Raw genomic sequence first — 22,651 nt, forward strand, 5'->3', positions numbered from 1 at the left:
CTGCCCGCCGCCCGAGGCGAGGCTCGCTTCGAGCCGCCCCCGCGGCTCCGCCACGAACCCGCCGACCAGCGTGACTCGTCCTCCGCAGGCGGACATCGGGTCGAGTTCTCCACAGGCAAATCCCTGATCATGGATGCTTTCTGCACGCGATCGAATGTCAGTGGGTGGGTGCAGGATCGAAGCATGGAACCGCGCCCCCAGCTCGAGCAGCCGCTGCCGCTCGCTGCCCTCGAACGCGACGTCGCCGCGCTGTGCGAGGCGTGGGCCGGCTCCATGCCGGCCGCGGGTGCCATCGGCGGAGGTGCGCAGGTCGAGGTCGAGCAGATGAGCGACAGTGGGCTCGTGCGGGTCACCGATGCGCTCGCGATGGTTCGGCGAGAGGTCGACGTCATGCTCGCCAGGGTCGCGGCCGAGGTGACGAAGCGATCCGGGCAGGAGTTCGGTGACACCGGACTGGCGAAGGCCCAGGGCTTCCACAACCCGGTGCGACTCATCGCCGCGTCGACCGGAGCATCCCGAGCCGACGCGCAGAGGCTCATCGCCGTCGGCACCGCCACCGCCCAGCGGCAGACGTTCACCGGTGAGCGGCTGCCGGCGCGGCATCCCCATGTCGCTGCTGCGCTGGAGGCCGCGAAGATCGGCATCGAGGCGGCATCCGCGATCACCTCGATGCTCGACCGGGCCTCGACGAGGGCCGAGGCGAGCAGCATCGACCTCGTCGAGGCGGCGCTCGTCGACCTGGCGGCGACGGTGCCGCTCGAGACGCTCGCTCGCGGGGTACGCGAAGCGGAGGCCCGACTCGATCCCGACGGAGTCGAGCCCCGCGAGGAGCTGCTCCGAATGGAGCGCTCGCTGACGATGCGTGAAGACGGGCGAGGCATGGTCAACCTGCACGCCCGCCTCGACCCCGAGAGCGCTGCTCCGGTGAAGGCGGCGATCGAGGCGTTGGTCAGCGACGTGCTCCGCCGACGCGAACCCGGCGACGGCGATCCCGACCCCGTCGTCGACGACCACCGGTCGATCGCGCAGATCCAGGCCGACGCGCTCGCGGCGCTCGCCCGCCACGCGCTCGGCTGCACGCAGACCCTCACGCCGCTCGCGAAGACCACGGTCGTCGTGCGCGTCGACCTCGACACCCTCGTCACCGGGCTGGGACACGCACGGATCGACGGACACGACCAGCCCATCTCAGCCGGCACCGCGCGTCGCATGGCGGCCGACGCGGAACTGATCCCGGCCGTCCTCGGTGGCGACAGCCTCCCGCTCGATCTCGGAAGGGCGTCCCGGCTGTTCACCAAGGCCCAGCGGCTCGCACTCGGCGAACGCGACGGCGGATGCGCCGCCTGCGGCCAGAACATCGTGTACGTCGAAGCGCATCACATCGACTGGTGGCACCGCGATGCCGGGCCGACCGACCTCTCGAACGGCGTCAATCGCGAATACGACCTCTCGCGGTTCCAACCGCTGGCCCCTTGGCTCGCTGATAGTCATAGTTGACTCGTGAACATCGAGACGGCCCAGCAGGCATTCGTGGCGCTTGTCAATACAGGTCTATCGCCTGGGTTCCGCGCACGCGGCTGGACCGGCTCGGGCGGGAAGTATCAGTTGCCCTCCGAATCACACTGGGTGCTCGCGGGCGTACAGAAGTCATCATTCAGCGACCGCGACGAGGTAAGGTTCACGGTCAACCTCACGGTGGTGAGTCGCGCCGACTGGACTGAAATACGCGAGCGCCGAGGCGGTCGCGAAGCTCCGAACGCGACGACGCATCCAGGAAGTCCCGGACATTGGGAGCGTTTGGGCATGCTCGCGTCACCAGACAACGTGGACGTCTGGTGGAGTGTGTCACCCCAATCAGATCTGGCGGAAGTAGCGAAATCGGTGATGTCCACTCTGGACGAATACGGGACGCCTTGGCTATCGGAGCGGCTCTGAAGCAGTGCGCGCCGCAGGCGCGACTTGACTTGAATCTGCAACATAACTCGGGAGTCCGGTAGCGCGGTCGTTGGCAAGTGGTCACCCCCGCCAGGGGGTGACCACGCGGCAGCTAGTGCCCTGCTCGTGGTTCTGGTGAGTGTCGGTGGGGTCGGGTTGACTGGTCTCAATCTCGGTTAAGGAGCGTCCCAGGTTCCGTCGGGAGGACAAGTTGAGACTGAGCGAGGAGCCCTTGCCTGGGAGGGCTGCGCGACACTAACCGGCCGGTGCCCGTCGCGCGAAAGCTGCCTATTACCTGTTTGGGCCGTCTTCTTGTCGGCGCCTTCGAACGGGTTCTCGTGTCAGTCTCTCCCTTCGGTTCGTCCTTGTCGTTTCTCGTGCGCCCGGATGCTGGCTGGTCGTTCACGCTTTGCCCTACGGCTGGCGAGGGCGGCGGTTCGTTCCAGCGTTCGGTGCGCCGCGTTCCGGAGTACGTGGCCCGTGGTGCGGCGAGGGATCCTGAGCGGGCAGCTGCTGAGGCGGGGCGTCGGGCGCGGTCACGGCTTCGTCGGTACTGTGCCGCGAACCGGTTGAACCGGCTCGGCACACTGACGTATCGCGGTGTGGGCAACCATGACCCGCAGTTGCTGCGGTCGCATCTGGGTGAGTTCTTCCGGAACGTCCGCGACGGGCTGGGCGGTGACCCGTTTGCGTACGCGTGGGTTCCGGAGTGGCACAAGACGGATCACGGGCTGCATGCCCATTTCGCGGTCGGGAAGTACATCAAGCGGCGCTTGATCGATGAGGCCTGGGGTCACGGGTTCATCGGGATCAAGCTGATCGGTGATCTGCCGGTCGGGTCGGGTGCGCTGTCGGAGGCGCGGATCGCGGCGACGTACCTGTCGAAGTACGTCGCGAAGACGTTCGCGGATCCTGCGGCGCGGGATCTCGGGTTGCATCGGTATGACGTCGCGCAGGGCTTCCAGCCTGAACGGATCCGGTTGACCGGGTCATCGGCACATGCGGTGGTCGATGCGGCGTCCGAGTTGATGGGCGGTGATCCGTTCACGCGGTGGTCGTCGTCTGAGGATCCGGAGTGGCAGGGTGCTCCGGCGATCTGGGCTCAGTGGGGTCGCTGATGCTGCGGGTGGATCTGGAGGCGGTGCGCGAGTGGTTAGTCGCGTCGTGTGCGGCTCAGGGTGTCCCGGTGCATGTGACCGATCCGGCGGTCGTGTCCCGACTTGGGGTCCTGCTTGGGGCGTCCGGGGATCGCGGCGTGCTGCCCCGGAGGGGCGGCGCCGCGACCCCGGAGCCCTCAGTTGGCCCAGGTGGGTACGATGCGGGACGGGTCCAGGGTCCGGGCTCCTGACTTGCCCGGCAGGATCGTCGCGTACTCCAGCACGGCGCGGACGATCGCGTGTTGTCGGTCGAGGTTGAGGTTGTCCCAGGATTCGAGCAGCGCGGCGCCGTTGCCGACGAGCCCGTCGAGGGCGTGGGTGCCGGTGATCTGATCGAGTTGGCGTTGCGCCGCGATGACGCGAGCTTCGGCGGGCTTTCGTGCGGCGAGCAGTTCGGGCCGGGAGATCTCGCCCGCCCCGAACATTTCGGCCAGTTCCGCCATGCGTGACTGGGCGGCGTTGAGTTCTGCGACCAGGGCGGTGTGCCGTTCGTCTGCGGCGGCGCGACCGGCGAGGGTGTCGGCCATTTCGGGTGTGTCGAGTCGGAGCAGTACGGCGGCGGCGATCCATTCCTCGACGGGCGGTGCGACGACGGTGAGTTGTCCGCAGCCGCCGTGGTCCGGGCCGGATGCGCAGACGTAGCGGCGGCGGTCTTGCCGTGCGGAACTGAAGAGCCGGTTCCCGCACTTTCCGCAGCGGAGCAGTCCGCTGAGCAGGTATCGGCGGGGTGCGCGGCGTCCGGTGCGCTGCTTCGACCGCATCATCGCGAGAATCTGGTCGTGTTGCTCGCGGGTAATGATCGCCGGCCACGCGGCTGGGCCGGCTGGCTCCCCGTGGTGATCGCGGATGCCGGCGATCCGACCGCCCGCGAGGATCTGCCGCAGCGTGGGCGTACGCCACTCCTCGGCCCTGGCCATCGTCGGGATGCCCTGGTCGTTCATCCATGACACCAGTGACCGCATCGATTCGCCCGCGAGGAACCGTGCGACGACCTGGCGGATGATCTTGGCTTCGGAGTCGCGGACGGTGAGCTTGTCGGCTTCGTATCCGAACGGGCGCTGCGCGCCGCCGTTGGGCTTGCCCTGTTCCACGTTCTGCTGGATCTTCCGCCTGATGCGGGCGGACTTGCGGGCGGACTCGTTCGCCGCGACAGCGGCGGTGATGCGTGCGATGAGCATCCCGTTGTCGTTGCCGAAGTCGATATCCGAGGTCACCGTCGCCAATTGCTCGACCCCGGCCCGGTCGCACAGCTCAACGAACTGCTCCCACTCCATTGGGCGACGCGTGAGCCGGTCCTGGTGGTACGCGATCACCGCGTCGATGCGACCAGCCTCGATGTCGGCGAGCATTCGTGCGTACTCTGGTCGGGTCTTGCCCCGGTATGCGGAAATGTCGTTGTCGATGTACTCCGCGCCGACCGTCCATCCCCGGTCAGCGGCGAGTCGGCGGCAGTCCTCGAGCTGGCGCGCCACGCCCAGCCCTTCGCCGGTCTGGTCGCTCGAGATGCGGGCGTAGATCGCTGCAGCCTCCACCGTCTTCATGAGAGGTCACATTAGCGATTAGCCAGTAACGGGGTCCTGCTCTGCAGCTTCTGCCATCACATGATCCACCGCGAGGGGTGGGAGATCCGCCCGGGCCCGAGCGAGGTGTGGTTCATCCCTCCCCCGCACGTCGACCCGGCGCAGGTCCCACGACTCGGCGGCCGGGCCCGATTCGAGCTGCAGCGACGCCAGGCGGCGTGACGCCGGTCCGCTCAGGGTGCCCCTGCGCACCGCGACCGAGAACGGTCGCCCCATGCCCACCCCCGCGTGGGCATAGGCTCGCGTGGTGACCCATCCCCGCACCGCGATCACCGGCGGTACCGGATTCGTCGGACGCCACCTGGCCGAACGGCTCGGGCCCGAGGCATCCGTCATCATCTCGCGCCGCACTGGGGTCGACACCGGCGACGTCGATGCGCTCGCCGTCGCGTTCGCAGGGTGCGACGTGGTTGCGCACTGCGCCGGCATCAACCGCGAGATCGGCGACCAGACCTACCAGCGCGTGCACATCGAGGGCACGGCCAACGTGATCGAGGCGGCGAGGCGGGCCGGCATCGGCAAGGTCATCATGCTGAGCTTCCTGCGGGCACGGCCCGACTGCGGATCGCCCTACCACGAGTCGAAGTGGGCCGCCGAGGCGCTCATCCGCGACTCCGGCCTGGACTACACCATCCTGAAGGCCGGCATGATCTACGGCCGAGGCGACCACCTCATCGACCACCTCAGCCACACCGTGCAGACGCTGCCGGTCTTCGCGACCGTCGGCTTCCGCGAGCTGCCGATCCGGCCCATCCCGATCGAGGACCTCACCGACATCCTCGAAGCCGCGGTCGACGGGCGGATGTCGCGCGAAACCGTCGCGGTCGTCGGCGCCGAACAGCTGAAGCTGTCGAAGGCCGTGCGACGCGTGGCATCCGTCGTCGACCGCCGCGTGATCGTGGTGCCGTGGCCGGTGTGGGCGCAGTACGCGCTCGCGCAGGTCGCCGAATGGACGATGAAGGTGCCGCTCGTCTCGAAGGCCCAGGTGCGCATGCTGGCAGAGGGCGTGACGGATGCCGCGCCGCCCGCGGCATCCGTGCCCGACGACCTGCGACCGCGGCGGATGTTCACGGCAGCGCAGATCCGCGGGGCGCTTCCCGAACCCGGCGGGTTCGGATGGCGCGACCTGCGGGTCAGCCGCTGACCTCGGCGCGAATCGCTGGCTGAGCCCGGGGGCCCTGACGCCGATCGACCCCAGAAGTGGGGCAGCTCCCTTCGTCGGGGCTGAGCACCCGCGGCGTAGTGTCGCGAATGACACCGAGGGGGGCTGCGATGCGGAACTCGAGATGGGCGGTCGTCACGGTCGCGACGATCGCGGTGTTCATGTTGGGCGGATGCGTCGCGGCGCCGGCGGGCGACGGTTCGTCGCCGTCGACCGCTGCTGCTGATGCCTCCCTCGATGCCGACGTGCGGGCGCAATTCGAGGCCGCCCTCGACGAGGGCTTCGAGGCATCGAGCATGCCCGGCGTGACCGTCGGGCTCTGGATCCCCGGCGAAGACGAATGGGTGGCCACCCGGGGCGTTTCGGACCTCGCCTCGAACGAGCCGATGGACCGAACCAATCAGTCCAAGATCGGGAGCATCACCAAGACCCTGGTCGGCACGGTTGCGCTGCAGGTGATCGGGGACGGAGAAGTCGGACTCACCCTCGACGACACGATCGACGAGTGGTATCCCGATTTCCCGCTCGCGGACGAGATCACCGTTCGAATGATCATGAACATGTCGAGCGGCATCGGCAGTCCGGGCCAGGCGCAGATCGATCGGATCTGCGCAGATCCGTACTCGACGATCACGCCCGATGAGATGATCGCGATCGGCGCAGCGACGCCGCGTGCGGACTTCGCCCCCGGCGAGGGAGACAACTACTCGGGATTCAACACCTTCCTCCTCGGACGCATCCTCGAGAAGACGACCGGCACCGACCTCGGCACGCTGATCGACGAGCACCTGGTCGGGCCGCTCGGGATGACGCGCAGCCGGTTCGCTCCCGACGGGGTGCTTGCCGAGCCGCTGAACCACGGCTACTCCGAGTTCTGCCCGCAGCTCCCGCAGCCCACCGACACCACCGACTGGGCCAACCACGAGTCCTGGGCCGCCGGAGCCATGCTCTCGACGATCGACGATCTCCACACCTGGGGCGTCGCACTCGGCGACGGGTATGGGCTCACCCCGGAACTGCAGGCCGCACGCATCGCCGACCGTGCGCCCGGGGCCGTGGCCCCGGGGTACGAGTACGGCCTCGCCGTGCTGGTCCACGTCGACCCCGACTCCGGCTGCCTCCTCGACCTCAGCCACAGCGGCGCCGAGCCGGGATACGGCGCGCACGTGCAGTATTTCGAGGGTTCAGAGGCCGTGCTCGCCCTGATCGGCAACGGAGACGGTGGCACCGGCGAGGAGTTCGCCAAGGTCCTCAGGGCGCTGCTCCCGGTGCTGCCGGAGTCGGTGGCCGCCACCTCGAACGACGAATGTGACGAGTAAACGGCCAGCATCGCTCGTCACCGGCAAGCGTCCGAGCCCCATCGTGTCGCGCCCCGCGCGCTAGGTTGGTGCAATGGAGCCCGGTGAGGTCGGGATCGAGATCACGCCGATCCTGTCGGCCTCCTCGCCCGAGCCCGTGTTCGCCGCGCAGCTCGACGCGCTGCTGCGCCGCACCTGCAGGATCGCCCGCGCGCTGACCGGGGCCGAGCTGGCGGCCGCCAAGCTCTGGATCGGCGACTCGTCGCAGGCTCGCAAGTACTTCAGCATGAGCGAGAAGTACGCCGCGTTCCGTGACTTCCGAGTCGACCCGAGGGGCGACGGCCTGCACGGGATGAGGATCCCACCCGGCGAGGTCATCCGCCTGACCGACGCCGAGGTGTTGTCGCATCCCCTCTACCAGGCCTTCGGACCGTTCGCCGGCGCCCACCCGCCGATGCGGGGATGGCTGGCCACGAGTGTCTGCAGCGACGACGGTCGACGTCACGGCATGCTGCAGCTGAGCGACAAGAGCGGTGGGCGCGACTTCGACGAATCCGACGAGGCGAGCATCCGCGAGTTCGCAGCCCTGATCGGTGAGACGCTCGAAGCCTTCGACAGGCGCCCCAGCGACGGGGTGAGCTGATCGAGTGCTCGCACGTGCGCCGAACGCGTGACGGATGCCGCGCGGTGCCCTACGCCCAGCCGAGCTCCCGCAGCCGCGCGTCGTCGAGCCCGAAGTAGTGGCCGATCTCGTGCACGAGCGTGATGCGCACCCGCGCACGCAGCGAATCGAGGTCGAGGCTGTGCGCCTGCATGTTGTTCTTGAACAGCGTGATGCGGTCGGGAAGCTCTCCGTATCCGTACACTCCGCGCGTCTTCAGCGGGCGCCCGCTGTACAACCCGTACAACCGCGGCCACTGCCCCGCCGGCTGGTTCTCGATGAGGATCGCGACGTTCTCGAGCCCCCGGACCATGTCGTCGGGCAGCGAGTCGTACACCTCGCCGACCATGCGCTCGAAGTCGTCGTCCGAGATCTCGACCATGACCCAATTGTCCGTGCCCGGAATCGGAGCGGCTCGCGCATTCGCGCTGAGCGAAACACGGTCGCAGGGTCACGGGCCCGATCCGGCGAAAGCGAAGAATGTTTCGCGCGGTTGTCGGATCGCGGCATCCGTGTTCGTGGCAATGGTGAGAGGCTGCCCGGAGTGGGCGCCCCGAGAGAGGACCACGATCATGAAGCTGATCACCAACACCCAGATCACCGTCGACGGTGTGATGCAGGCGAACGGCGGGAACAACCCCGAGTTCGACCCCGGGTTCGACCGCGGCGGGTGGGCGCTTCCGCTCGGCGACCAGGAGTCGGTCGACTACATCGGCGACTACTATCTGCGTGCCGACGCGTTCCTGTTCGGGCGGCGCACGTACGAGCTGTTCGCCGGCTACTGGGGTGTGCAGGACGACGTCGACAACCCGTTCGTGCGCTCGCTGAACTCGCGTCCGAAGTACGTCGCGTCGAACACGATCACCGACCCGCAGTGGGCCGACACGACCGTGCTGTCCGGCGATCTCGAAGCGGCGATCCGCGAGCTGAAGGCCCAGCCGGGCGGTGAGCTGCAGGTGCACGGCAGCGGGCAGTTGATCCGCTGGCTGCTCGAGCACGAGCTCGTCGACGAGATGACGCTCGTCGTGTTCCCGGTGATCGTCGGCGGCGGCACCCGGCTGTTCCCCGAGACGGGGCGGGACTTCGCCCTCGAGCTGCTCGAATCGCGCACGTTCGACCCGGGCATCACGGTGCAGACCTACCGGCCGAGCGGGCGCCCGCAGTACGCGTGAAGCCCGCACGACGCAGAGAATGTCCTTGTTTTCAGGAGGTATGAGATGCAGTACCTGGTTTCCGTGATCGACGACACGACCAACTCCGGCACCGCCGAGGAGATGGTCGCGATCGACGAGTTCAACGACCGGCTCCGGGCCGGCGGCCACTGGGTGTTCGCCGGCGGTCTCGCGGCGCCCGAGACGTCGACCGTCATCGACGGACGAGGCGAGCAGCCGGTCTTCACCGACGGTCCCTTCATCGAGTCGAAGGAGCACATGGCCGGCTTCTGGATCATCGACGCGCCCGACCTCGACGTCGCCCTCGCGCTCATGGCCGACGGGTCGAAGGCGTGCAACCGGCGGGTCGAGGTGCGTCCGTTCCTGGAGGTGTGAGCGGTGGTGTGAGCCAGGCCGACGGATGCCGCGTGCCGCTGCACGCGGCATCCGCCCGACCGGTCGACAGTGTCGGTCCTACCGAGTAGGTTTCGACCGACCGCAGTCGATGCTCGATCAGAGGACGGGGACCCACACACGATGGCCGATGTACTGCTCTTCCACCACGCACTCGGACCCACCGACGGCCTGCGCGCGTTCGCCGATGAACTGCGCGAAGCGGGCCACACGGTGCACACCCCCGATCTCTTCGAGGGACGCACGTTCGGCACCATCGAGGACGGCGTCGGCTACGCGAGGGAGGTCGGCTGGGAGGAGATCATGGCGCGTGGGCAGCGCGCGGCGGAGTCGCTGCCGAACGAGCTCGTCTACGGGGGCTTCTCGCTCGGGGTCATGCCCGCGCAGATGCTCGCGCAGAACCGGCCCGGCGCGCGAGGCGCCCTGTTCTTCTACTCCTGTGTTCCGCCCGAGGAGTTCGGCGAGTGGCCGGCCGGCCTGCCGGTGCAGATCCACGGGGCGGACGCCGACCCGATCTTCATGGAGGAAGGAGACGTCGACGCCGCACGCGACCTCGTGGCATCCGTCGACGACGCCGAGCTGTTCCTCTACCCGAGCGACCAGCACTACTTCGCCGACTCCAGCCTGCCGGGCTACGACGCCGGCGCAGCGAAGCTGCTCACCGAGCGGGTGCTCGCGTTCCTCGCGCGAACCGACTGACGACCGCGACCGGCGCGTGAGCCGAGTCGAACGGAACGGGGGCCAGATGACGATCAAGCCGGTCGTCTACGAGACGACGCACCGCATCGCGTTCTCCGAGCTCGATCCCTTCCAGCATGTGAGCACCGGCAACTACGCCAGGTACTTCACCGACCACCGCATGGAGGGCCTCGCGAAGTATGCCGGCTGGGACCTCCCCACGCTCGGCACGCTGGGTTTCATGACCTGGATCCGCCGCATGGAGATCGACTTCATCAAGTCGGTCGGCGCCGATCAGGAGATCACGATCACCTCCTTCGTGCGCGAGTTCCGCGGGCCCGACGCGATGATCGAGTGCACGATGACGGATGCCGCGGGCACGACGGTTGCGACGTGCCTCATGATCGTGGCGCACGTCGACGCCCGCACGCGTCGCGCGACGGACTGGCCGGAGGAGCACGCATCGCTGTTCTTCGAGGACGAGGCCTGAGGAGGCGATCGTGCGCACCGTCGCCCCAGGCGTCCACCTGCTCAGCGGGTTCCCGCCCTACGCGTTGAACGTCTACCTCGTCGGCGATGTGCTCGTCGACGCTGCGACGTGGTTGGGGCCGCGACGCATACGCAGGCAACTGCAGGGCCGAGAGATGACCGCCCACGTCATCACGCATGCCCACCCCGACCACTTCGGCGGGAGCGCTGCCGTCTGCGACAGGCTGGGCATCGAGCTCTGGGTCGGCAAGGCGGATCACGACGCCGTCGAGTCCGGCACGCCACAGCTCGCCCGCAACGCGCTGCGGTGGCCGCTCTCGATCTTCCCGACGCGATCGCACGTCGTCGATCGAGACCTCGTCGAGGGCGACGAGGTGTCCGACTTCACCGTCGTCGAGGTCCCCGGTCACACGCCTGGAAGCATCGCCCTCTGGCGAGCCTCCGACGGGGTGCTGATCTGCGGCGACGTGCTCTTCCACCAGTTCGGCCTGACCGGGTCGCCGAAGGGCCTCTCCGTCGACGTCGATCGGAATCGGCAGTCGATGGAGAAGCTCGCGGAGCTCGACCCTCGACTCGTCCTCTTCGGACATGGCAGGCCCGCTCGGTTCGACGCCGAGCACCCGCTGACGGTCTAGCAGCTCAGTCGACGAGCGCGCCCGCCGAGAGGTTCGCGATCGCGCCGGTCATCGAGCGTGCCCGATCGGATGCCGCGAAGGCGAGGTACTCCGCGATCTCGTCGAGCACCGGCAGCCGGCCGAGCAGCGTCATGCCGACCAGGCCCGTGAACCACTCGTCCAGGGGCGTCCCACCGGCGTCGGCGATCCGCCCGAACATCTCGCGCGTGTACGAGGTGGCGAGCGCATCCGACATCGCGTGCGGACGCACGCAGACCACCCGCACGCCGTCGGGTCCGAGCTCGCCGGCGAGCGCCCGCGAGAATCCCTCGAGCGCGGCCGACTGGGCCGCGTTGCCGATCAACCCGCGACCGGTGAGCCGCGCGCCTGGCGTCGAGATCGTGAGGATCACGCCGCTTCCCTGCGCGATCATGTGCCGCGACACCGCCTTCGCCGTGACGAAGTTCGTCTGCAGGTACCCGACCACGGGGTGCAGGTAGTCCTCGAGCGACGTCTCGGCGATCGACAGGCCCTGCACGTGGTCGAATCCCACGGCGTTCAGGGCGATGTCGATGCGGCCCGCGGCATCCGCCAGCTCGTCGACGTGCCGGTCGACCGCGGCCTGGTCCATCGCGTCGACCACGGCGATCGAGACCTCCGCTCCCTCGGCCCGGGCAGCGGATGCCGCAGCCTCGAGTCGCGGCAGGCTCCTCCCCGCGAGGAACAGCCGTGCACCCTCGCGCGCGAACACTCGCGCCGCGGCGCCTCCGATCGAGCCCCCACCGCCGTGGATCACGGCCACCTTGTCCTCCAGCAGCATCGCGCCGCCTCCGTTCACGTCATCGTTCGCTCCAATGTGGTGCAACCTCATAGTTGCACTTCTTCGAATGAGTTGCAACCCTGTGATTGCACTTTTCGGGCGTCTGCGGTCCTCCGTAGGCTCGGGCGCATGAGCATCCAACGCATGGACAACGTCGCCATCGTCGTCGACGACCTCGACGAGGCGGTCGACTTCTTCACCGAGCTCGGCATGGAGCTGGAGGGACGCCAGGTGGTCGAGGGGCCCGTCCCCGACCAGACCGTCGGGCTCGACGGCGTCCGCAGCGAGATCGCCATGATGCGGACTCCCGACGGCCACGGTGGGGTCGAACTGACGAAGTACCTCGCGCCCGAGGCATCCTGGCCCTCGCCCGCCAGCCCGGCGCCGAACACGTTGGGCCTGCACCGCGTCATGTTCGCCGTCGACGACCTCGAGGACACCGTCGCTCGCCTGCGCCGGTTCGGCAGCGAGCCGCTCGGCCAGGTGGCGAACTACGAAGACGTCTACCTGCTCTGCTACCTGCGCGGCCCCGCGGGCATCATCGTCGCGCTGGCCCAGCGGATCGGGTGAGCACGGCGCCCCGACGAAGCGCGGCGCCCGACGATCTCAGGGCCCGACGGAGCTCAGCGCCCGACGGAACTCAGCGCCCGACGGGCGCGTACTTCGCGGCGATGATGCCCGACTCGTAGGTCTCGAGGCTGAGGAGCCGCAGGCCCACCGGGTGCGGCGTGCGCAGCCGATCCTTGGCGTTGCCGACCATGAACGGGTGGATGCCGGCGTGCACCTCGTCGACCAGGCCGGCATCGACGAGCGTCGCCGCCAGCCCGCCGTAGCCGTGCGAGATGATCGAGTCGTACCGATCGCGCAACTGCCGCACCGCCTCGGCCACGTCGCCCTCGATGAGGGTCGCGTTCCAGTCGAGCGGGCCGGTCAGCGTCTTCGACGCGACGTACTTCGGCAGCGCGTTGTAGTGCGCTGCGAAGCCGCGATCATCGGTCTGCTTGGGCCAGTACTCGCGGAAGAACTCGTAGCTCTCCCGTCCGAGCAGCACCGCGTCGGCGCCGAAGACGAGCTCGTCCGAGGCCCGCTGCACCCCCGGATCGTTCTCGTCGAACCACTGGTCCATCTGGTCGAATGCCCCGTCAAGCGTCATCTCGAATGAGATCGTCACCTTTCCCATGCGCTCCAGCCTGCCCGCTTCACGGCCGGATGTCACCGGCTTGCGCGGTGTGGTGGAATCCGCCCGTCAGTCGCCTGCCGGAGCATGGCACAGCCGTTCGCGCACCCAGCCCGCGGCATCCGACTGGGGCAGCTCGCCGGAACGCACGAGACGGACGAACTCGATGGCCCCGTCGCTGAGTCGCCCGTCGGCGGTGTCGGGTCCGTCGCGCAGCACGTGCACGGTGAGCCACCGCGTCATCGCTCCACCGAGCCGCGCCGCGACGGCGACGGTCCCGGCGAAGTGCCGCGCCTGCCCGTCGGTGTCGTCGTCCACGGCGGGATGGAAGCCCCGGCCGCGCAGGCGATCGCGGCCACCGGATGCCGCGTCGAGCAGCCAGAGCGGCCCGCGACGCACCCCGGCCGCGCGTCCCAGCTCCTTCAGAAACCGCCGGCTCGAATACCCACGGGCCGCGAGTCGATCGATCGATTCGGCGAGCGCGGCGCAGGCATCCATCACGTCACTGTATGACCGGCACGTCGTCGGATGCCGCGCCGCCGCCCTCGACCGCGACGATGCGGTGGTCCTCGCCGTGCGTGAGCTCGGTGCGGAGGAACAGCTCGTCGGTCGGCAGCCGGAGGTCGAGACGGGCGAACGCGGCCACGCGCACGTCGCCCGAGTAGACGGCGAGGTCGAGCACGTGTCCGCCGAGGCTCCGGTCCTCGCTCAGGAAGTGCACGTGCAGCCCCGCGACCGCGATCCCCTGGTAGATCGCCGGCGTCCAGAACCCCACGACGGTGCCACGGATGCCGCGCGCCACCGTCTCGACCTGGTGGCTCGTCACCTCTGCGAGCCGCGGGAGGGGATGGTGCTGCCGCGGCGTCACGCGCACGCGCACCTCCGAGAACACGCCGTCGAACCGCACCGCATGGAAGAGGTTCCGGCTCGCGAGCATCCCCTCGACGGATGCCGCGAAGCCCGTGAAATCCTGCGCGCCCACGCCGACCGCCGGCACGTCGGGGAACCGGCACACGATCGCGAACGGAAGGATCTCGTCGCCGCCCATCGCCACCGGCGGACCGTCGAGCGTGCACTCGATCGCCGTGCCGTCGAAGATGACGACCTCGCCGCCGAGGTGGTCGACGCAGCCGAGCCCGAAGTCGCCGATCGCGGTCGCCTCGTCGACTCGCAGGCCCGACTCGTAGGCGCCGGCGAGCAGCGCGTCGAGCACTGCGAACTGCGTCACCGCGGCATCCGTCTCGTGCAGTGGAGTCGTCACGGTTCGGAGCGTACTCCGGGCCTCCGCCCGCGGGACCGCTCGATCACGGCGAGGCATCGGCGTAGCGTGGCCGGGGACACGACGCATCCGACGAGGGGGTCAAGCGATGGCCGAGGTGACACCGATCCAGCCGTGCCTGTGGTTCGACGACAACGCCCGCGAGGCGATGGAGTACTACGTGAGCGTGTTCCCGAACTCGCGGATCGAGCGCATCGACGAGTATCCCGACGAGTCGCTCGACGAGCACTTCCAGGGGATGTCGGGCAAGGTCCTCAACGGCGAGTTCACGCTGAACGGCGTGCGGTTCACGTGCCTCGACGGCGGCCCGCTGTTCCGGTTCAACGAGTCGATCTCGTTCATCGTCTGGTGCGCCGACCAGGCCGAGATCGACGACTACTGGTCGAAGCTCTCGCACGTGCCCGAATCCGAGCAGTGCGGCTGGTGCAAGGACCGCTTCGGCGTGAGCTGGCAGGTCATCCCCCGCATCTTGGGCGACCTCATGAGCACCCCGGCGCAGGTCCAGGTTTTCATGCAGCAGAAGAAGATCGTGATCGCGGAGCTCGAGAACGCCTGACGGCGGTCCAGCGCTCCGGATGCCGCGGGCTCCGGATGCCGCGGGCTGCCGGATGCCGCGGGCTCGCGCCTCAGCGCAGCTGGCCGCCGTGCGCGGCGAGGTCGGCCGCGCGCTTGGCGAACTCGCGCGTCACTTCCGTGACCGCGCCGCAGTGCTCGCACACGACGACGTACTGGCGCGAGAACGTGAAGAGCGGGATGAAGAACAGCCAGAGCCGGCTGCCGCTCTCGATGATGTGCTGCTCGGCGTCCTCGTGACAGCGATCGCAGTGGAATCGCGCCACGGCGAGCTCCCGCTCGCGCGGGAACACCCCGATGAACAGGAACATGCTCCGATGCTACGGAGTCCGCCTGAAAGCGGAGGGGGCACACCTGTGCACGAACCCTCACGGCACGAAGCTGGGGCTTGCGACGACCGGCCCGACGCGGTTCGCTGAACCGTAGGGGTGGTTCGCGTGAACGGCACCGTCGTCTACCTGCACGGCACCGGCCAGCAGGATCACGAGCGCAACAAGGCCGCGATCGGCGGGATGCTCCAACAGAATCCGACCCTTGCGGACTTCACGCTGGCGTACGTGCCGTGGGAGGAGTACTGCCCGCCGCGGGCGGTGCTCGACCCCGTGCTGCCGCCGGACGCACGCGGGTCGGACCCGAACGACCCGCGGCATCCGGTCGAGGCCTTCGCCGACGACTTCGCCAAGGAGGCCCGCGATCAGAGCGGCGACTTCGACATGGCGAGACGGCTGCTCACCGACATCCTCACGCGCCACCGCGCGGGACTCTCGCAGGAGCTGGCCGACTTCCTGCAGTACGTCGTCTACTACTTCAGGGTCGACAACGCCACGACCGTCGTCGACGACATCCGTCGGCTCGTCGCCCAGGAGATCGCGAACGCCGACCAGTCGCAGCCCGTCGTCGTCGTCGGGCACAGCCTCGGCGGGATCATCGCCATCGACGTGGCGAGCGCCGATCACGACGGTCGCATCGACCTCACGGTCACGGTGGGCAGCCAGAGCTCCCTCCTCTACGTGCTCGGAGCGAGCCCGCAGTTCCAGGGCCCCGATCGCCGCGACCCCGTGTCGCCCTGGCTGAACCTCTACAACCCCCGCGATCCGCTGTCGTTCCTGGCGGCGGAGGCGTTCGCGTGGGCGAGGACGCCGCCCGTCGACCTCGCGGTCGATGATCCGCGGGATCTCATCGCCTCGCACACCGGGTACTCGACGAACCCCGCCGTCTACGAGCAGATCGCGGCGCGGCTCGCCGTGTGAACCCGATTGCGATCACGCCCGCCGCCGGACCTGAGGCGCGAGAATCGAAGGATGAGCACCACGACCGACGACGACACCGGCTTCGACGCGGAGGCCGCGGTCATCGGACTCGGCGCGGTCGGGTCCAGCGCCGCCTGGCGGCTCGCCGCGCGCGGAGTCGACGTGATCGGGTTCGAGCAATTCGAGCCCGGGAACGCGTGGGGCGGGTCCACGGGCAAGACGCGCCTGTTCCGTGTGGCGTGCCTGGAGCACCCGGGGCTCACGCCCATCGCGCGGCGCGCCCGCGACCTGTGGCGTGAGCTCGAGGCATCCGCTGGTCAGTCGCTGTTCTTCGAGACGGGCGGCCTGATGATCGGACCACCCGACTCGCACATCATCGAGGGCACGCTTGTGGCGGCGGAGGCGCACGACCTGCCCGTCGAGCGGCTCGACCCCGACGAGATCGCGAGCCGCTTCCCCGCGCACGCCCGCACGAATCCAGGCGACGTCGGTGTCTGGGATCCCGAGGCCGGGATCCTGCGCCCCGAGGCGGCGATCGTCGCGGCGGCCGACGCCGCCCGCGCAGCCGGTGCCCGCATCCTCACGGGCACTCGCGTGGTCGCGATCGAGCCCGACGCGAACGGCGTCACGGTGCTGACGGATGCCGCGACGTACCGCGTTCGGCAGGTCGCCGTGACATCCGGCCCATGGATCACCCGGTTCGTGCCCGACCTGCCGCTCACGCCGCACCGCGTGATCATGACGTGGTTCCGCGCGCGCGAGGGACACGACGCCGACCTCGACGTGCTGCCGGTGTTCATCCGCAGCGTGCCCGGGCACGACACGTGGATCTGGGGCCACGGCGTCGTGCCGGCGTCCGGCCCAGGCTCGAAGGAGGGCTTCGGCGGCTTCGACGCGAAGGTCGGGCCCGAGTTCGACGGCCCGTTCGTCGCCGACGACCCCGACGCGATCGACCGGGTCGTGCATCCCGGCGAGACCGACGGCATCCGCGACCTCGTCGCCGCGACGTTCCCCGACCTCGAGCCCGAGCCGTCGGGCGTGACGACCTGCATCATGACGCACACGCCCGACCAGCTGTTCGTCCTCGGGGCCACGGACCATCCGCGCGTCGTCGTCGGCGGCGGCTGCTCGGGTCACTCGTTCAAGCACGCGTCGGCGCTCGGCGAGCTCGTCGCGCAGTCGGTCGTCGGCGAGGAGCACTTCACGGATGCCGCGTTCCTCGACCCGCGGCGGTTCAGCGGCTGAGGCGCACGAAATCAGAGCCGAGTGAAGCCAGCGCGACGCCCTGAGTTCACCGCGCCCGCGCCGGCACCCCCTCGAGCTCCTCGATCAGCGCAGTGCTCTCGGCATCGCGCGCGATCGCCTGACCCAGCTCGCGCGCCGCGGCGCGGTACCTCGGATCGTCGAGCACCGTCTCGATCGCCCGCGCGATCCGCGCGCTCGAGGCCCCGCGCGGCACGGCGACACCGGCGCCCCGGGACGTGACGCGCACCGCGTTGTCGGCCTGGTCGCGTCCATGGTGCAGGATCACGAGCGGTGCGCCCGCGGCGAGCGCCTTGATCACGGTTCCGTGGCCGCCGTGGGTCACGACGAGATCGGCGAGCGGCAGCACCTCGCGATGCGGGGCGGATGCCACGACGACCACGTTCGCGGCGGCGGGGATCGCCTCCGGCGAGACGGCCGGCCCCGTCGTCACGAGCCCGCGCACCGGTAGGCCGCCGAGGGCGTCGGCGATCCGCTGAAGGCAGTCGACGTGGTTCTGGAAGGTGGACGACATGGCGACGACCACGAGCGGCGCGTCCCCCGGAGGAAGCTGCCAGTCCGCGGCATCCGCCCACCCCGGATCGTCGAGGATGGGCCCGACGTACCGCGCGTTGTCGGGCAGGGTCGCCGGGAAGTCGAAGGCCGCCGACGTGAGCACGAGCTGGCGTCGAGCGCCGCGCATCTGCTCCCACAGCGTCGAGAGGGCGTCGAGGCCGTGCGCCTGGCGGACGTCGTTGAGGTCGCCCAGCGCGTAGCGGTCGATGAGGGCGGCGCTCGCCTTCCGCATCGCGGCGTCGCGGCCGCGTCCGAGCGGGCCGCGGGCGGGGCGCAGCCCGGCGCCGAACGGCGGCATCCCGTCGGCGGGCAGCACGTAGACGTTCGGCATGAGCAGGTCGAACGGGAGGCCGCGCGACTCGGCGGCGATCATCGCGCCGAGACCGAAGCCCGAGGTGACCACGAGGTCGGGTTCGAGCTCGTCGATCGCGGCACCCGTCTCGTCGGCCTGGCGCGGGGCGGGACCGACGAGCATGTGCTCGGCCATGCCGCGGGCCTGCGCCATCGGGCTGCGGAACCCCCAATCGCGGAACTCCTCGTTCGGCCGCGTCCACGTGCGCACCTCGGCGCCTGCCGCCTCGACCGTTGCCGCCATCGTGTCGTCGGCCAGCACGACGACGCGGTGGCCGCGCTCGGCGATGCGGCGCACGACGCCGACCTCCGGCGGCACGGTGCCACCGGCATCCGTCAGGGCGAACAGGTAGGTGCGCTGCGGGTTCGGTGTCATCGGCGATCGCCTTCCGGGTCGGCTGCCGCCGAGCGTATCGTCGCGCGCGGTCGCCTGCATCCGTGGGACCCCCGATCACCCGCCGCACCCGTCGCCGGCGCGCCAGTCAACCTCTGGTTCCGCCTCGTGCCCGAGCGTAGATTGGCCACGAACGAGGAGGTTCGCGTGACCACCATCCGAGAGTCCACCGTTCCCCCGGGCGAGGGCGTCGACGTGCCGCAGCGGCATGCCGACGGACAGCACGGCGACGCGCAGCCGCCGCAGGTCGACGAGCAGCAGTCGCGCGCCGTCGCCGAGGCGGCGCGCGAGCAGGAATGGCGGAAGCCGAGTTTCGCGAAGGGCCTGTACCTCGGCCAGTTCGACCTCGACCTGATCCATCCGCACCCCAGGCCGGCTCCCGATCGCCGCGACCGCGGCGAGCAGTTCATGGCCGACCTCGAGGCGTACCTGCGAACGGTCGACGGGGCGCAGATCGAGCGCGATGCGCGCATCCCCGACGAGGTCTACCAGGGGCTCGCCGAGCTCGGATGCTTCGGCATGAAGATCCCCGTCGAGTACGGCGGCCTCGGGCTCGGGCAGTACTACTACAACCACGCCCTGACGATGATCGGCACCGTGAGCCCGGCCGTCGTCGCACTGCTCTCCGCGCACCAGTCGGTCGGGTTGCCCGAACCGCTCGTGCTCGCGGGCACCGAGGAGCAGAAGCGGCAGTACCTGCCGCGTTGCGCGACGGGTGCGATCAGCGCGTTCCTGCTCACCGAGCCCGAGGTCGGCTCCGACCCGGCGCGGTTGCGCGCGACCGCGGTTCCGAGCGAGGACGGCTCCGAGTACGTGATCGACGGCACCAAGCTCTGGACCACGAACGGCGTCGTCGCCGAGCTGCTCGTGGTGATGGCCCGCGTCCCGAAGTCCGACGGTCACCGCGGCGGCATCAGCGCCTTCATCGTCGAGGCGGATGCCCCGGGCATCACCGTGCACCGCCGGAACGCGTTCATGGGCTTGCGCGGCCTCGAGAACGGGTTGACGTCGCTGCGCGAGGTGCGAATCCCGAAGGAGAACCTCATCGGCCGCGAGGGCGAGGGGCTCAAGATCGCGCTCACCACCCTCAATGCCGGTCGGCTCGCCATCCCGGCGATCTGTGCCGGCGCCGGCAAGTGGAGCCTCAAGATCGCGCGCGAGTGGTCGAACGCACGCGTGCAGTGGGGCAAGCCGATCGGCGAGCATGCCGCCGTCGCGCACAAGATCGCGTTCATCGCCGCGACGACGTTCGCGCTCGAAGCCGTGGTCGACCTGTCGGGCGTGCTCGCCGACGAGGGTCGCAAGGACATCCGCATCGAGGCGGCGCTCGCCAAGCTGTGGGCATCCGAGATGGCGTGGAAGATCGCCGACGAGCTCGTGCAGATCCGCGGCGGCCGCGGGTTCGAGACGGCCCCGTCGCTCGCTGCCCGCGGCGAGCGCGCGGTGCCCGCCGAGCAGATGCTCCGCGACCTCCGCATCAACCGCATCTTCGAGGGCTCGAGCGAGATCATGCGCCTGCTCATCGCGCGCGAGGCCGTCGACGCCCACCTCAAGGCCGCGGGCGACCTGATCGACCCGCACCAGGACCTGGCCGGCAAGCTCAAGGCCGCGGTTTCGGCGAGCGGGTTCTACGCCCGCTGGCTGCCGCAGCTCGTCGCCGGCAAGGGCGACATCCCCACGGCGTTCGACGAGTTCGGCGCGCTCGCGACGCACCTGCGCTACGTCGAGCGCACCTCTCGCAAGCTCGCCCGCGAGACCTTCTACGGCATGGCCCGCTGGCAGGGCGGCCTGGAGCACAAGCAGGGCTTCCTCGCCCGCGTCGTCGACATCGGCGCCGAGCTGTTCGCCGTCTCCGCGTCGTGCGTGCGAGCGATGATGATCGCTGCCGACTCCCCCGAGGACGGCAAGTCGGCGTACCAGCTCGCCGCCACCTTCGCCGAGCAGTCTCGTCACCGCACCGAGCGGTTGCTCGACGAGCTCTGGCACAACACGGATGCCACGGACGAACGCCTCGCCGAGCGCGTGCTCGACGGCCGCTACACCTGGCTCGAGCAGGGCATCATCGACGTGAGCGAGGGCACCGGGCCCTGGATCACCGAGGAGATCCCGGCGGACGCGGCCGAGAACGTGGCGCGTCGGGTCATCAGGCCGACGAAGGAGTAGGGCGTTCCTCGAGCTCGACCCGCGGTTCGAGGCCGAGGAAGTCGGCGTACCGGTCGGCCGCGTCGTGGATCGACTCGAGTTCGCGTGGGCGCAGGGCGCGGTGCGGGTACACCGCGAACGTGACGGCCTTCGGGCCGACCGTGCGTCGCATGCCGGCGACGAGCTGTGCGTCGACCAGCGCCATGCCGATCGCGGTCTCGCGGGCGCGCGATGCGAGGCCCTCGGTGTCGATCAGCCATCGCGAATCCTGGTAGCCCCGATACATCTCGTCGAGCACCTGGAGCAGGTGGCCCGCCGGTTCGGCGGAGGCGGGGACGTCGCCGGGCGCGTGCCAGTAGGTGCGGCCGTCGTGCTCGAACGACTCGAGCCGGTCGGCGGCGCCGGCGATGCCACGGCGCACGTCGGTCAGGGTGAGGGTGGCCCAGTAGGCGAGGTCGCGCTCGGTGGCCGGGCCGTGCGAGGTGAAGTAGCGGCCGGCGAGCTCGGTCAGGGCCTCGTCGCGATCGAACGGCCGACCGGCAGGCACGCGATCGTCGAACAGCGCGTACGTGTGCTCGCCGTCGCGCGGCGCGCCGCTGCACACCAGGGCGTGCATCTCCAGGTGCGCGAGGAGGAGCATCAGCTGCTGGCCCGTGAGCTCGTCTCCGCGCTCGGCCAACTCGCTCGCGAGGTCGCCGCGCGTGCGGTCGGGGGTGCTCGTGAGGATCTGCGTCACCGCATCGGTGAGCTGCGGCATCCGCTCGCCCAGCGGCCGAAGCTGCTGGTCGATGACGGGCAGCACCCTCGGCGCCGTGAGCTCGAGGAGCCACCGCGCGTCGTCGGCGTGGACGTAGTGCCACGTCGGACGCAGGACGTGGGTGCGCAGCACGCGACCGTCGGCGAGCGCGCCGCCCAGGTCGTCCTGGCTGGGCGCGGTCGTGCGCGTGGCCACCGCCCACGCCGACTGCGAGGCGTTCTCGGCCTGCACCGCGAGGAGGGAGGACACCACCTGCTCGGCGGCCTCGAGCGGCGCGGCGAGGTGCTGCGAGTGCAGCCGCCAGCGCGCGAGGTCGCGGTCGGTCGTCACGCCCGCGCATCCTCCAGGTGCGGCGCGCCGCGGCCGAGCACCTTCACGACGAGGTCGTGCCGGCGCAGCGTACGGATCGTGCGGGCGACCTCGTCGGGGGTGCGACCGAGCGCGCGCTCGTTCGACACGACGAGCACGTCACCGGCCTGGAGCGTCTCGAACAGGCGGCCGAGCCGCTGCTCCCAGGTCTCGGGCGTCTCGGGCGCCGGGTGCTTGAAGTCGAGGATCGCGACGCCGAAGCGGGTCAGGTCGTTCCGCTGCTCGACCACGGAGGGCATGTCGGGGCGAGGCACGACAAGGCCGACGAGCCGGGAGCCCTCGGGGCGCGCCTTCCACCAGTCGTGGTTCTGCTGCAGCTCCTCGAAGCACTCGGGACATCCGATCGCGTAGTGCGCGTGGTCGTGCGCGGCGGCCTCGGTCCCGGTCGGTGCCGGCGTTGCGGCATCCGGCGTCGCGGCATCCGTCGTCGAATCGGTCACGTGCTCAGCCATGTCGAAACCCCTCGTCCTCGGGTTCCATTCTCGCGCAGCTGGCGAACTGAGGGCCACGCTGCCGACTTCCCGGCCATCCCACGCCGAATGCAGGAACGTGCCGCACACCGGCGGCGTGTCGTGCCCCGAC

General features: G+C 69.8%; 26 protein-coding genes. 16 read left to right on the plus strand and 10 right to left on the minus strand.

Features of this window, described 5'->3' with window-relative positions:
* Positions 1-183 precede the first annotated feature (183 nt).
* From ACWEOH_RS03930 to ACWEOH_RS03940, 3 genes are all read left to right on the plus strand, one after another.
* Positions 184-1,497, plus strand: coding sequence for a DUF222 domain-containing protein (locus tag ACWEOH_RS03930; RefSeq protein ID WP_452028432.1), 1,314 nt, complete (start codon positions 184-186; stop codon positions 1,495-1,497).
* 3 nt (positions 1,498-1,500) lie between these two features.
* Positions 1,501-1,935: a DUF4304 domain-containing protein gene (locus tag ACWEOH_RS03935; protein ID WP_452028434.1), complete on the plus strand. Its 435-nt coding sequence runs from the start codon at positions 1,501-1,503 to the stop codon at positions 1,933-1,935.
* Between the two features lie 266 nt (positions 1,936-2,201).
* Entirely contained in the window at positions 2,202-3,053 is an 852-nt protein-coding gene (locus ACWEOH_RS03940; RefSeq protein WP_452028436.1) for a rolling circle replication-associated protein, read from the plus strand.
* Positions 3,054-3,229: 176 nt separating this feature from the next.
* Here ACWEOH_RS03940 and ACWEOH_RS03945 read toward each other — a convergent pair whose 3' ends face one another.
* The gene (locus ACWEOH_RS03945) at positions 3,230-4,633 is read right to left on the minus strand and encodes a recombinase family protein (protein ID WP_452028438.1); all 1,404 of its coding nucleotides are present in this window, start codon (positions 4,631-4,633) and stop codon (positions 3,230-3,232) included.
* A gap of 286 nt (positions 4,634-4,919) precedes the next feature.
* Here ACWEOH_RS03945 and ACWEOH_RS03950 point away from each other — a divergent pair, with 286 nt between their 5' ends.
* The 3 genes from ACWEOH_RS03950 (at position 4,920) to ACWEOH_RS03960 (ending at position 7,775) form a co-directional block, all read left to right on the plus strand.
* Complete coding sequence (locus ACWEOH_RS03950; RefSeq protein ID WP_452028440.1) at positions 4,920-5,816, plus strand: NAD(P)H-binding protein; 897 nt, start codon at positions 4,920-4,922, stop codon at positions 5,814-5,816.
* A gap of 128 nt (positions 5,817-5,944) precedes the next feature.
* Complete coding sequence (locus ACWEOH_RS03955) at positions 5,945-7,153, plus strand: serine hydrolase domain-containing protein (RefSeq protein ID WP_452028441.1); 1,209 nt, start codon at positions 5,945-5,947, stop codon at positions 7,151-7,153.
* 73 nt (positions 7,154-7,226) lie between these two features.
* Entirely contained in the window at positions 7,227-7,775 is a 549-nt protein-coding gene (locus tag ACWEOH_RS03960; protein ID WP_452028443.1) for a GAF domain-containing protein, read from the plus strand.
* Positions 7,776-7,824: 49 nt separating this feature from the next.
* Here the strand turns inward: ACWEOH_RS03960 and ACWEOH_RS03965 are convergent, their stop codons facing one another.
* Positions 7,825-8,175 (minus strand): metallopeptidase family protein, encoded by a 351-nt coding sequence (locus ACWEOH_RS03965; RefSeq protein ID WP_452028445.1) that lies wholly within the window; start codon positions 8,173-8,175, stop codon positions 7,825-7,827.
* Between the two features lie 190 nt (positions 8,176-8,365).
* Between ACWEOH_RS03965 and ACWEOH_RS03970 the strand changes: the two genes are divergently transcribed.
* From ACWEOH_RS03970 to ACWEOH_RS03990, 5 genes are all read left to right on the plus strand, one after another.
* Positions 8,366-8,965 carry a dihydrofolate reductase family protein gene (locus tag ACWEOH_RS03970; RefSeq protein WP_452028447.1) on the plus strand — a complete coding sequence of 200 codons (600 nt, stop codon included), beginning with the start codon at positions 8,366-8,368 and terminating at the stop codon, positions 8,963-8,965.
* A gap of 45 nt (positions 8,966-9,010) precedes the next feature.
* Positions 9,011-9,340: a YciI family protein gene (locus tag ACWEOH_RS03975; protein WP_452028449.1), complete on the plus strand. Its 330-nt coding sequence runs from the start codon at positions 9,011-9,013 to the stop codon at positions 9,338-9,340.
* A gap of 141 nt (positions 9,341-9,481) precedes the next feature.
* A complete protein-coding gene (locus ACWEOH_RS03980) occupies positions 9,482-10,057 on the plus strand; it encodes a dienelactone hydrolase family protein (RefSeq protein ID WP_452028451.1) in 576 nt (191 codons plus the stop codon).
* A 46-nt stretch (positions 10,058-10,103) separates the two neighbouring features.
* On the plus strand, positions 10,104-10,526 hold the full coding sequence (locus tag ACWEOH_RS03985) for an acyl-CoA thioesterase (protein ID WP_452028453.1): 423 nt from the start codon (positions 10,104-10,106) through the stop codon (positions 10,524-10,526).
* 10 nt (positions 10,527-10,536) lie between these two features.
* Positions 10,537-11,160: an MBL fold metallo-hydrolase gene (locus ACWEOH_RS03990; RefSeq protein WP_452028455.1), complete on the plus strand. Its 624-nt coding sequence runs from the start codon at positions 10,537-10,539 to the stop codon at positions 11,158-11,160.
* A 4-nt stretch (positions 11,161-11,164) separates the two neighbouring features.
* Here ACWEOH_RS03990 and ACWEOH_RS03995 read toward each other — a convergent pair whose 3' ends face one another.
* Positions 11,165-11,959 carry an SDR family NAD(P)-dependent oxidoreductase gene (locus ACWEOH_RS03995; RefSeq protein WP_452028456.1) on the minus strand — a complete coding sequence of 265 codons (795 nt, stop codon included), beginning with the start codon at positions 11,957-11,959 and terminating at the stop codon, positions 11,165-11,167.
* Between the two features lie 129 nt (positions 11,960-12,088).
* Between ACWEOH_RS03995 and ACWEOH_RS04000 the strand changes: the two genes are divergently transcribed.
* Entirely contained in the window at positions 12,089-12,529 is a 441-nt protein-coding gene (locus ACWEOH_RS04000; RefSeq protein ID WP_452028458.1) for a VOC family protein, read from the plus strand.
* A 70-nt stretch (positions 12,530-12,599) separates the two neighbouring features.
* Here the strand turns inward: ACWEOH_RS04000 and ACWEOH_RS04005 are convergent, their stop codons facing one another.
* The 3 genes from ACWEOH_RS04005 to budA all read right to left on the minus strand — a co-directional run bounded on the left by ACWEOH_RS04005 (position 12,600) and on the right by budA (position 14,397).
* Positions 12,600-13,139: a dihydrofolate reductase family protein gene (locus ACWEOH_RS04005; protein ID WP_452028460.1), complete on the minus strand. Its 540-nt coding sequence runs from the start codon at positions 13,137-13,139 to the stop codon at positions 12,600-12,602.
* A 66-nt stretch (positions 13,140-13,205) separates the two neighbouring features.
* A complete protein-coding gene (locus ACWEOH_RS04010; protein ID WP_452028462.1) occupies positions 13,206-13,634 on the minus strand; it encodes a hypothetical protein in 429 nt (142 codons plus the stop codon).
* Between the two features lie 4 nt (positions 13,635-13,638).
* Complete coding sequence (budA, locus tag ACWEOH_RS04015) at positions 13,639-14,397, minus strand: acetolactate decarboxylase (protein ID WP_452028464.1); 759 nt, start codon at positions 14,395-14,397, stop codon at positions 13,639-13,641.
* A 106-nt stretch (positions 14,398-14,503) separates the two neighbouring features.
* On the opposite strand from budA, the gene ACWEOH_RS04020 reads away from it, so the two are divergent.
* Positions 14,504-14,971, plus strand: a complete 468-nt coding sequence (locus tag ACWEOH_RS04020; RefSeq protein ID WP_452028466.1) for a VOC family protein — start codon at positions 14,504-14,506, stop codon at positions 14,969-14,971.
* A gap of 70 nt (positions 14,972-15,041) precedes the next feature.
* Here the strand turns inward: ACWEOH_RS04020 and ACWEOH_RS04025 are convergent, their stop codons facing one another.
* Positions 15,042-15,299, minus strand: a complete 258-nt coding sequence (locus ACWEOH_RS04025; protein WP_452028468.1) for a zinc-ribbon domain-containing protein — start codon at positions 15,297-15,299, stop codon at positions 15,042-15,044.
* A 126-nt stretch (positions 15,300-15,425) separates the two neighbouring features.
* On the opposite strand from ACWEOH_RS04025, the gene ACWEOH_RS04030 reads away from it, so the two are divergent.
* Entirely contained in the window at positions 15,426-16,238 is an 813-nt protein-coding gene (locus ACWEOH_RS04030) for an alpha/beta fold hydrolase (protein ID WP_452028469.1), read from the plus strand.
* Between the two features lie 51 nt (positions 16,239-16,289).
* The gene (gene solA, locus ACWEOH_RS04035; RefSeq protein ID WP_452028471.1) at positions 16,290-17,483 is read left to right on the plus strand and encodes an N-methyl-L-tryptophan oxidase; all 1,194 of its coding nucleotides are present in this window, start codon (positions 16,290-16,292) and stop codon (positions 17,481-17,483) included.
* 46 nt (positions 17,484-17,529) lie between these two features.
* Here the strand turns inward: solA and ACWEOH_RS04040 are convergent, their stop codons facing one another.
* Positions 17,530-18,783: a glycosyltransferase gene (locus tag ACWEOH_RS04040; RefSeq protein ID WP_452028472.1), complete on the minus strand. Its 1,254-nt coding sequence runs from the start codon at positions 18,781-18,783 to the stop codon at positions 17,530-17,532.
* Between the two features lie 213 nt (positions 18,784-18,996).
* Between ACWEOH_RS04040 and ACWEOH_RS04045 the strand changes: the two genes are divergently transcribed.
* Positions 18,997-20,964, plus strand: a complete 1,968-nt coding sequence (locus ACWEOH_RS04045) for an acyl-CoA dehydrogenase family protein (RefSeq protein WP_452031840.1) — start codon at positions 18,997-18,999, stop codon at positions 20,962-20,964.
* Here the strand turns inward: ACWEOH_RS04045 and ACWEOH_RS04050 are convergent.
* Positions 20,945-22,030, minus strand: coding sequence for a winged helix DNA-binding domain-containing protein (locus ACWEOH_RS04050; protein WP_452028474.1), 1,086 nt, complete (start codon positions 22,028-22,030; stop codon positions 20,945-20,947). The two genes, ACWEOH_RS04045 and ACWEOH_RS04050, sit on opposite strands and share 20 nt — an antisense overlap.
* Positions 22,027-22,521, minus strand: coding sequence for a dehydrogenase (locus tag ACWEOH_RS04055; protein ID WP_452028476.1), 495 nt, complete (start codon positions 22,519-22,521; stop codon positions 22,027-22,029). Before ACWEOH_RS04055 ends, ACWEOH_RS04050 begins: the two co-directional genes overlap by 4 nt.
* Between the last annotated feature and the right edge of the window lie 130 nt (positions 22,522-22,651).

This window comes from Agromyces sp. NPDC004153 (assembly GCF_053603635.1).

What these genes read in the sequence shown, in the direction of transcription:
- ACWEOH_RS03975 (WP_452028449.1), top strand. Translation starts at nt 9,011, where the DNA reads ATGCAGTACCTGGTTTCCGTGATCGACGACACGACCAACTCCGGCACC.
- ACWEOH_RS03930 (WP_452028432.1), top strand. Translation starts at nt 184, where the DNA reads ATGGAACCGCGCCCCCAGCTCGAGCAGCCGCTGCCGCTCGCTGCCCTC.
- ACWEOH_RS03955 (WP_452028441.1), top strand. Translation starts at nt 5,945, where the DNA reads ATGCGGAACTCGAGATGGGCGGTCGTCACGGTCGCGACGATCGCGGTG.
- ACWEOH_RS03960 (WP_452028443.1), top strand. Translation starts at nt 7,227, where the DNA reads ATGGAGCCCGGTGAGGTCGGGATCGAGATCACGCCGATCCTGTCGGCC.
- ACWEOH_RS04025 (WP_452028468.1), bottom strand. Translation starts at nt 15,299, where the DNA reads ATGTTCCTGTTCATCGGGGTGTTCCCGCGCGAGCGGGAGCTCGCCGTG.
- ACWEOH_RS04005 (WP_452028460.1), bottom strand. Translation starts at nt 13,139, where the DNA reads ATGGGAAAGGTGACGATCTCATTCGAGATGACGCTTGACGGGGCATTC.
- ACWEOH_RS03985 (WP_452028453.1), top strand. Translation starts at nt 10,104, where the DNA reads ATGACGATCAAGCCGGTCGTCTACGAGACGACGCACCGCATCGCGTTC.
- ACWEOH_RS04040 (WP_452028472.1), bottom strand. Translation starts at nt 18,783, where the DNA reads ATGACACCGAACCCGCAGCGCACCTACCTGTTCGCCCTGACGGATGCC.
- ACWEOH_RS03970 (WP_452028447.1), top strand. Translation starts at nt 8,366, where the DNA reads ATGAAGCTGATCACCAACACCCAGATCACCGTCGACGGTGTGATGCAG.
- ACWEOH_RS04055 (WP_452028476.1), bottom strand. Translation starts at nt 22,521, where the DNA reads ATGGCTGAGCACGTGACCGATTCGACGACGGATGCCGCGACGCCGGAT.
- ACWEOH_RS04010 (WP_452028462.1), bottom strand. Translation starts at nt 13,634, where the DNA reads ATGGATGCCTGCGCCGCGCTCGCCGAATCGATCGATCGACTCGCGGCC.
- solA (WP_452028471.1), top strand. Translation starts at nt 16,290, where the DNA reads ATGAGCACCACGACCGACGACGACACCGGCTTCGACGCGGAGGCCGCG.
- ACWEOH_RS03965 (WP_452028445.1), bottom strand. Translation starts at nt 8,175, where the DNA reads ATGGTCGAGATCTCGGACGACGACTTCGAGCGCATGGTCGGCGAGGTG.
- ACWEOH_RS03995 (WP_452028456.1), bottom strand. Translation starts at nt 11,959, where the DNA reads ATGCTGCTGGAGGACAAGGTGGCCGTGATCCACGGCGGTGGGGGCTCG.
- ACWEOH_RS03980 (WP_452028451.1), top strand. Translation starts at nt 9,482, where the DNA reads ATGGCCGATGTACTGCTCTTCCACCACGCACTCGGACCCACCGACGGC.
- ACWEOH_RS04020 (WP_452028466.1), top strand. Translation starts at nt 14,504, where the DNA reads ATGGCCGAGGTGACACCGATCCAGCCGTGCCTGTGGTTCGACGACAAC.
- ACWEOH_RS04000 (WP_452028458.1), top strand. Translation starts at nt 12,089, where the DNA reads ATGAGCATCCAACGCATGGACAACGTCGCCATCGTCGTCGACGACCTC.
- ACWEOH_RS03945 (WP_452028438.1), bottom strand. Translation starts at nt 4,633, where the DNA reads ATGAAGACGGTGGAGGCTGCAGCGATCTACGCCCGCATCTCGAGCGAC.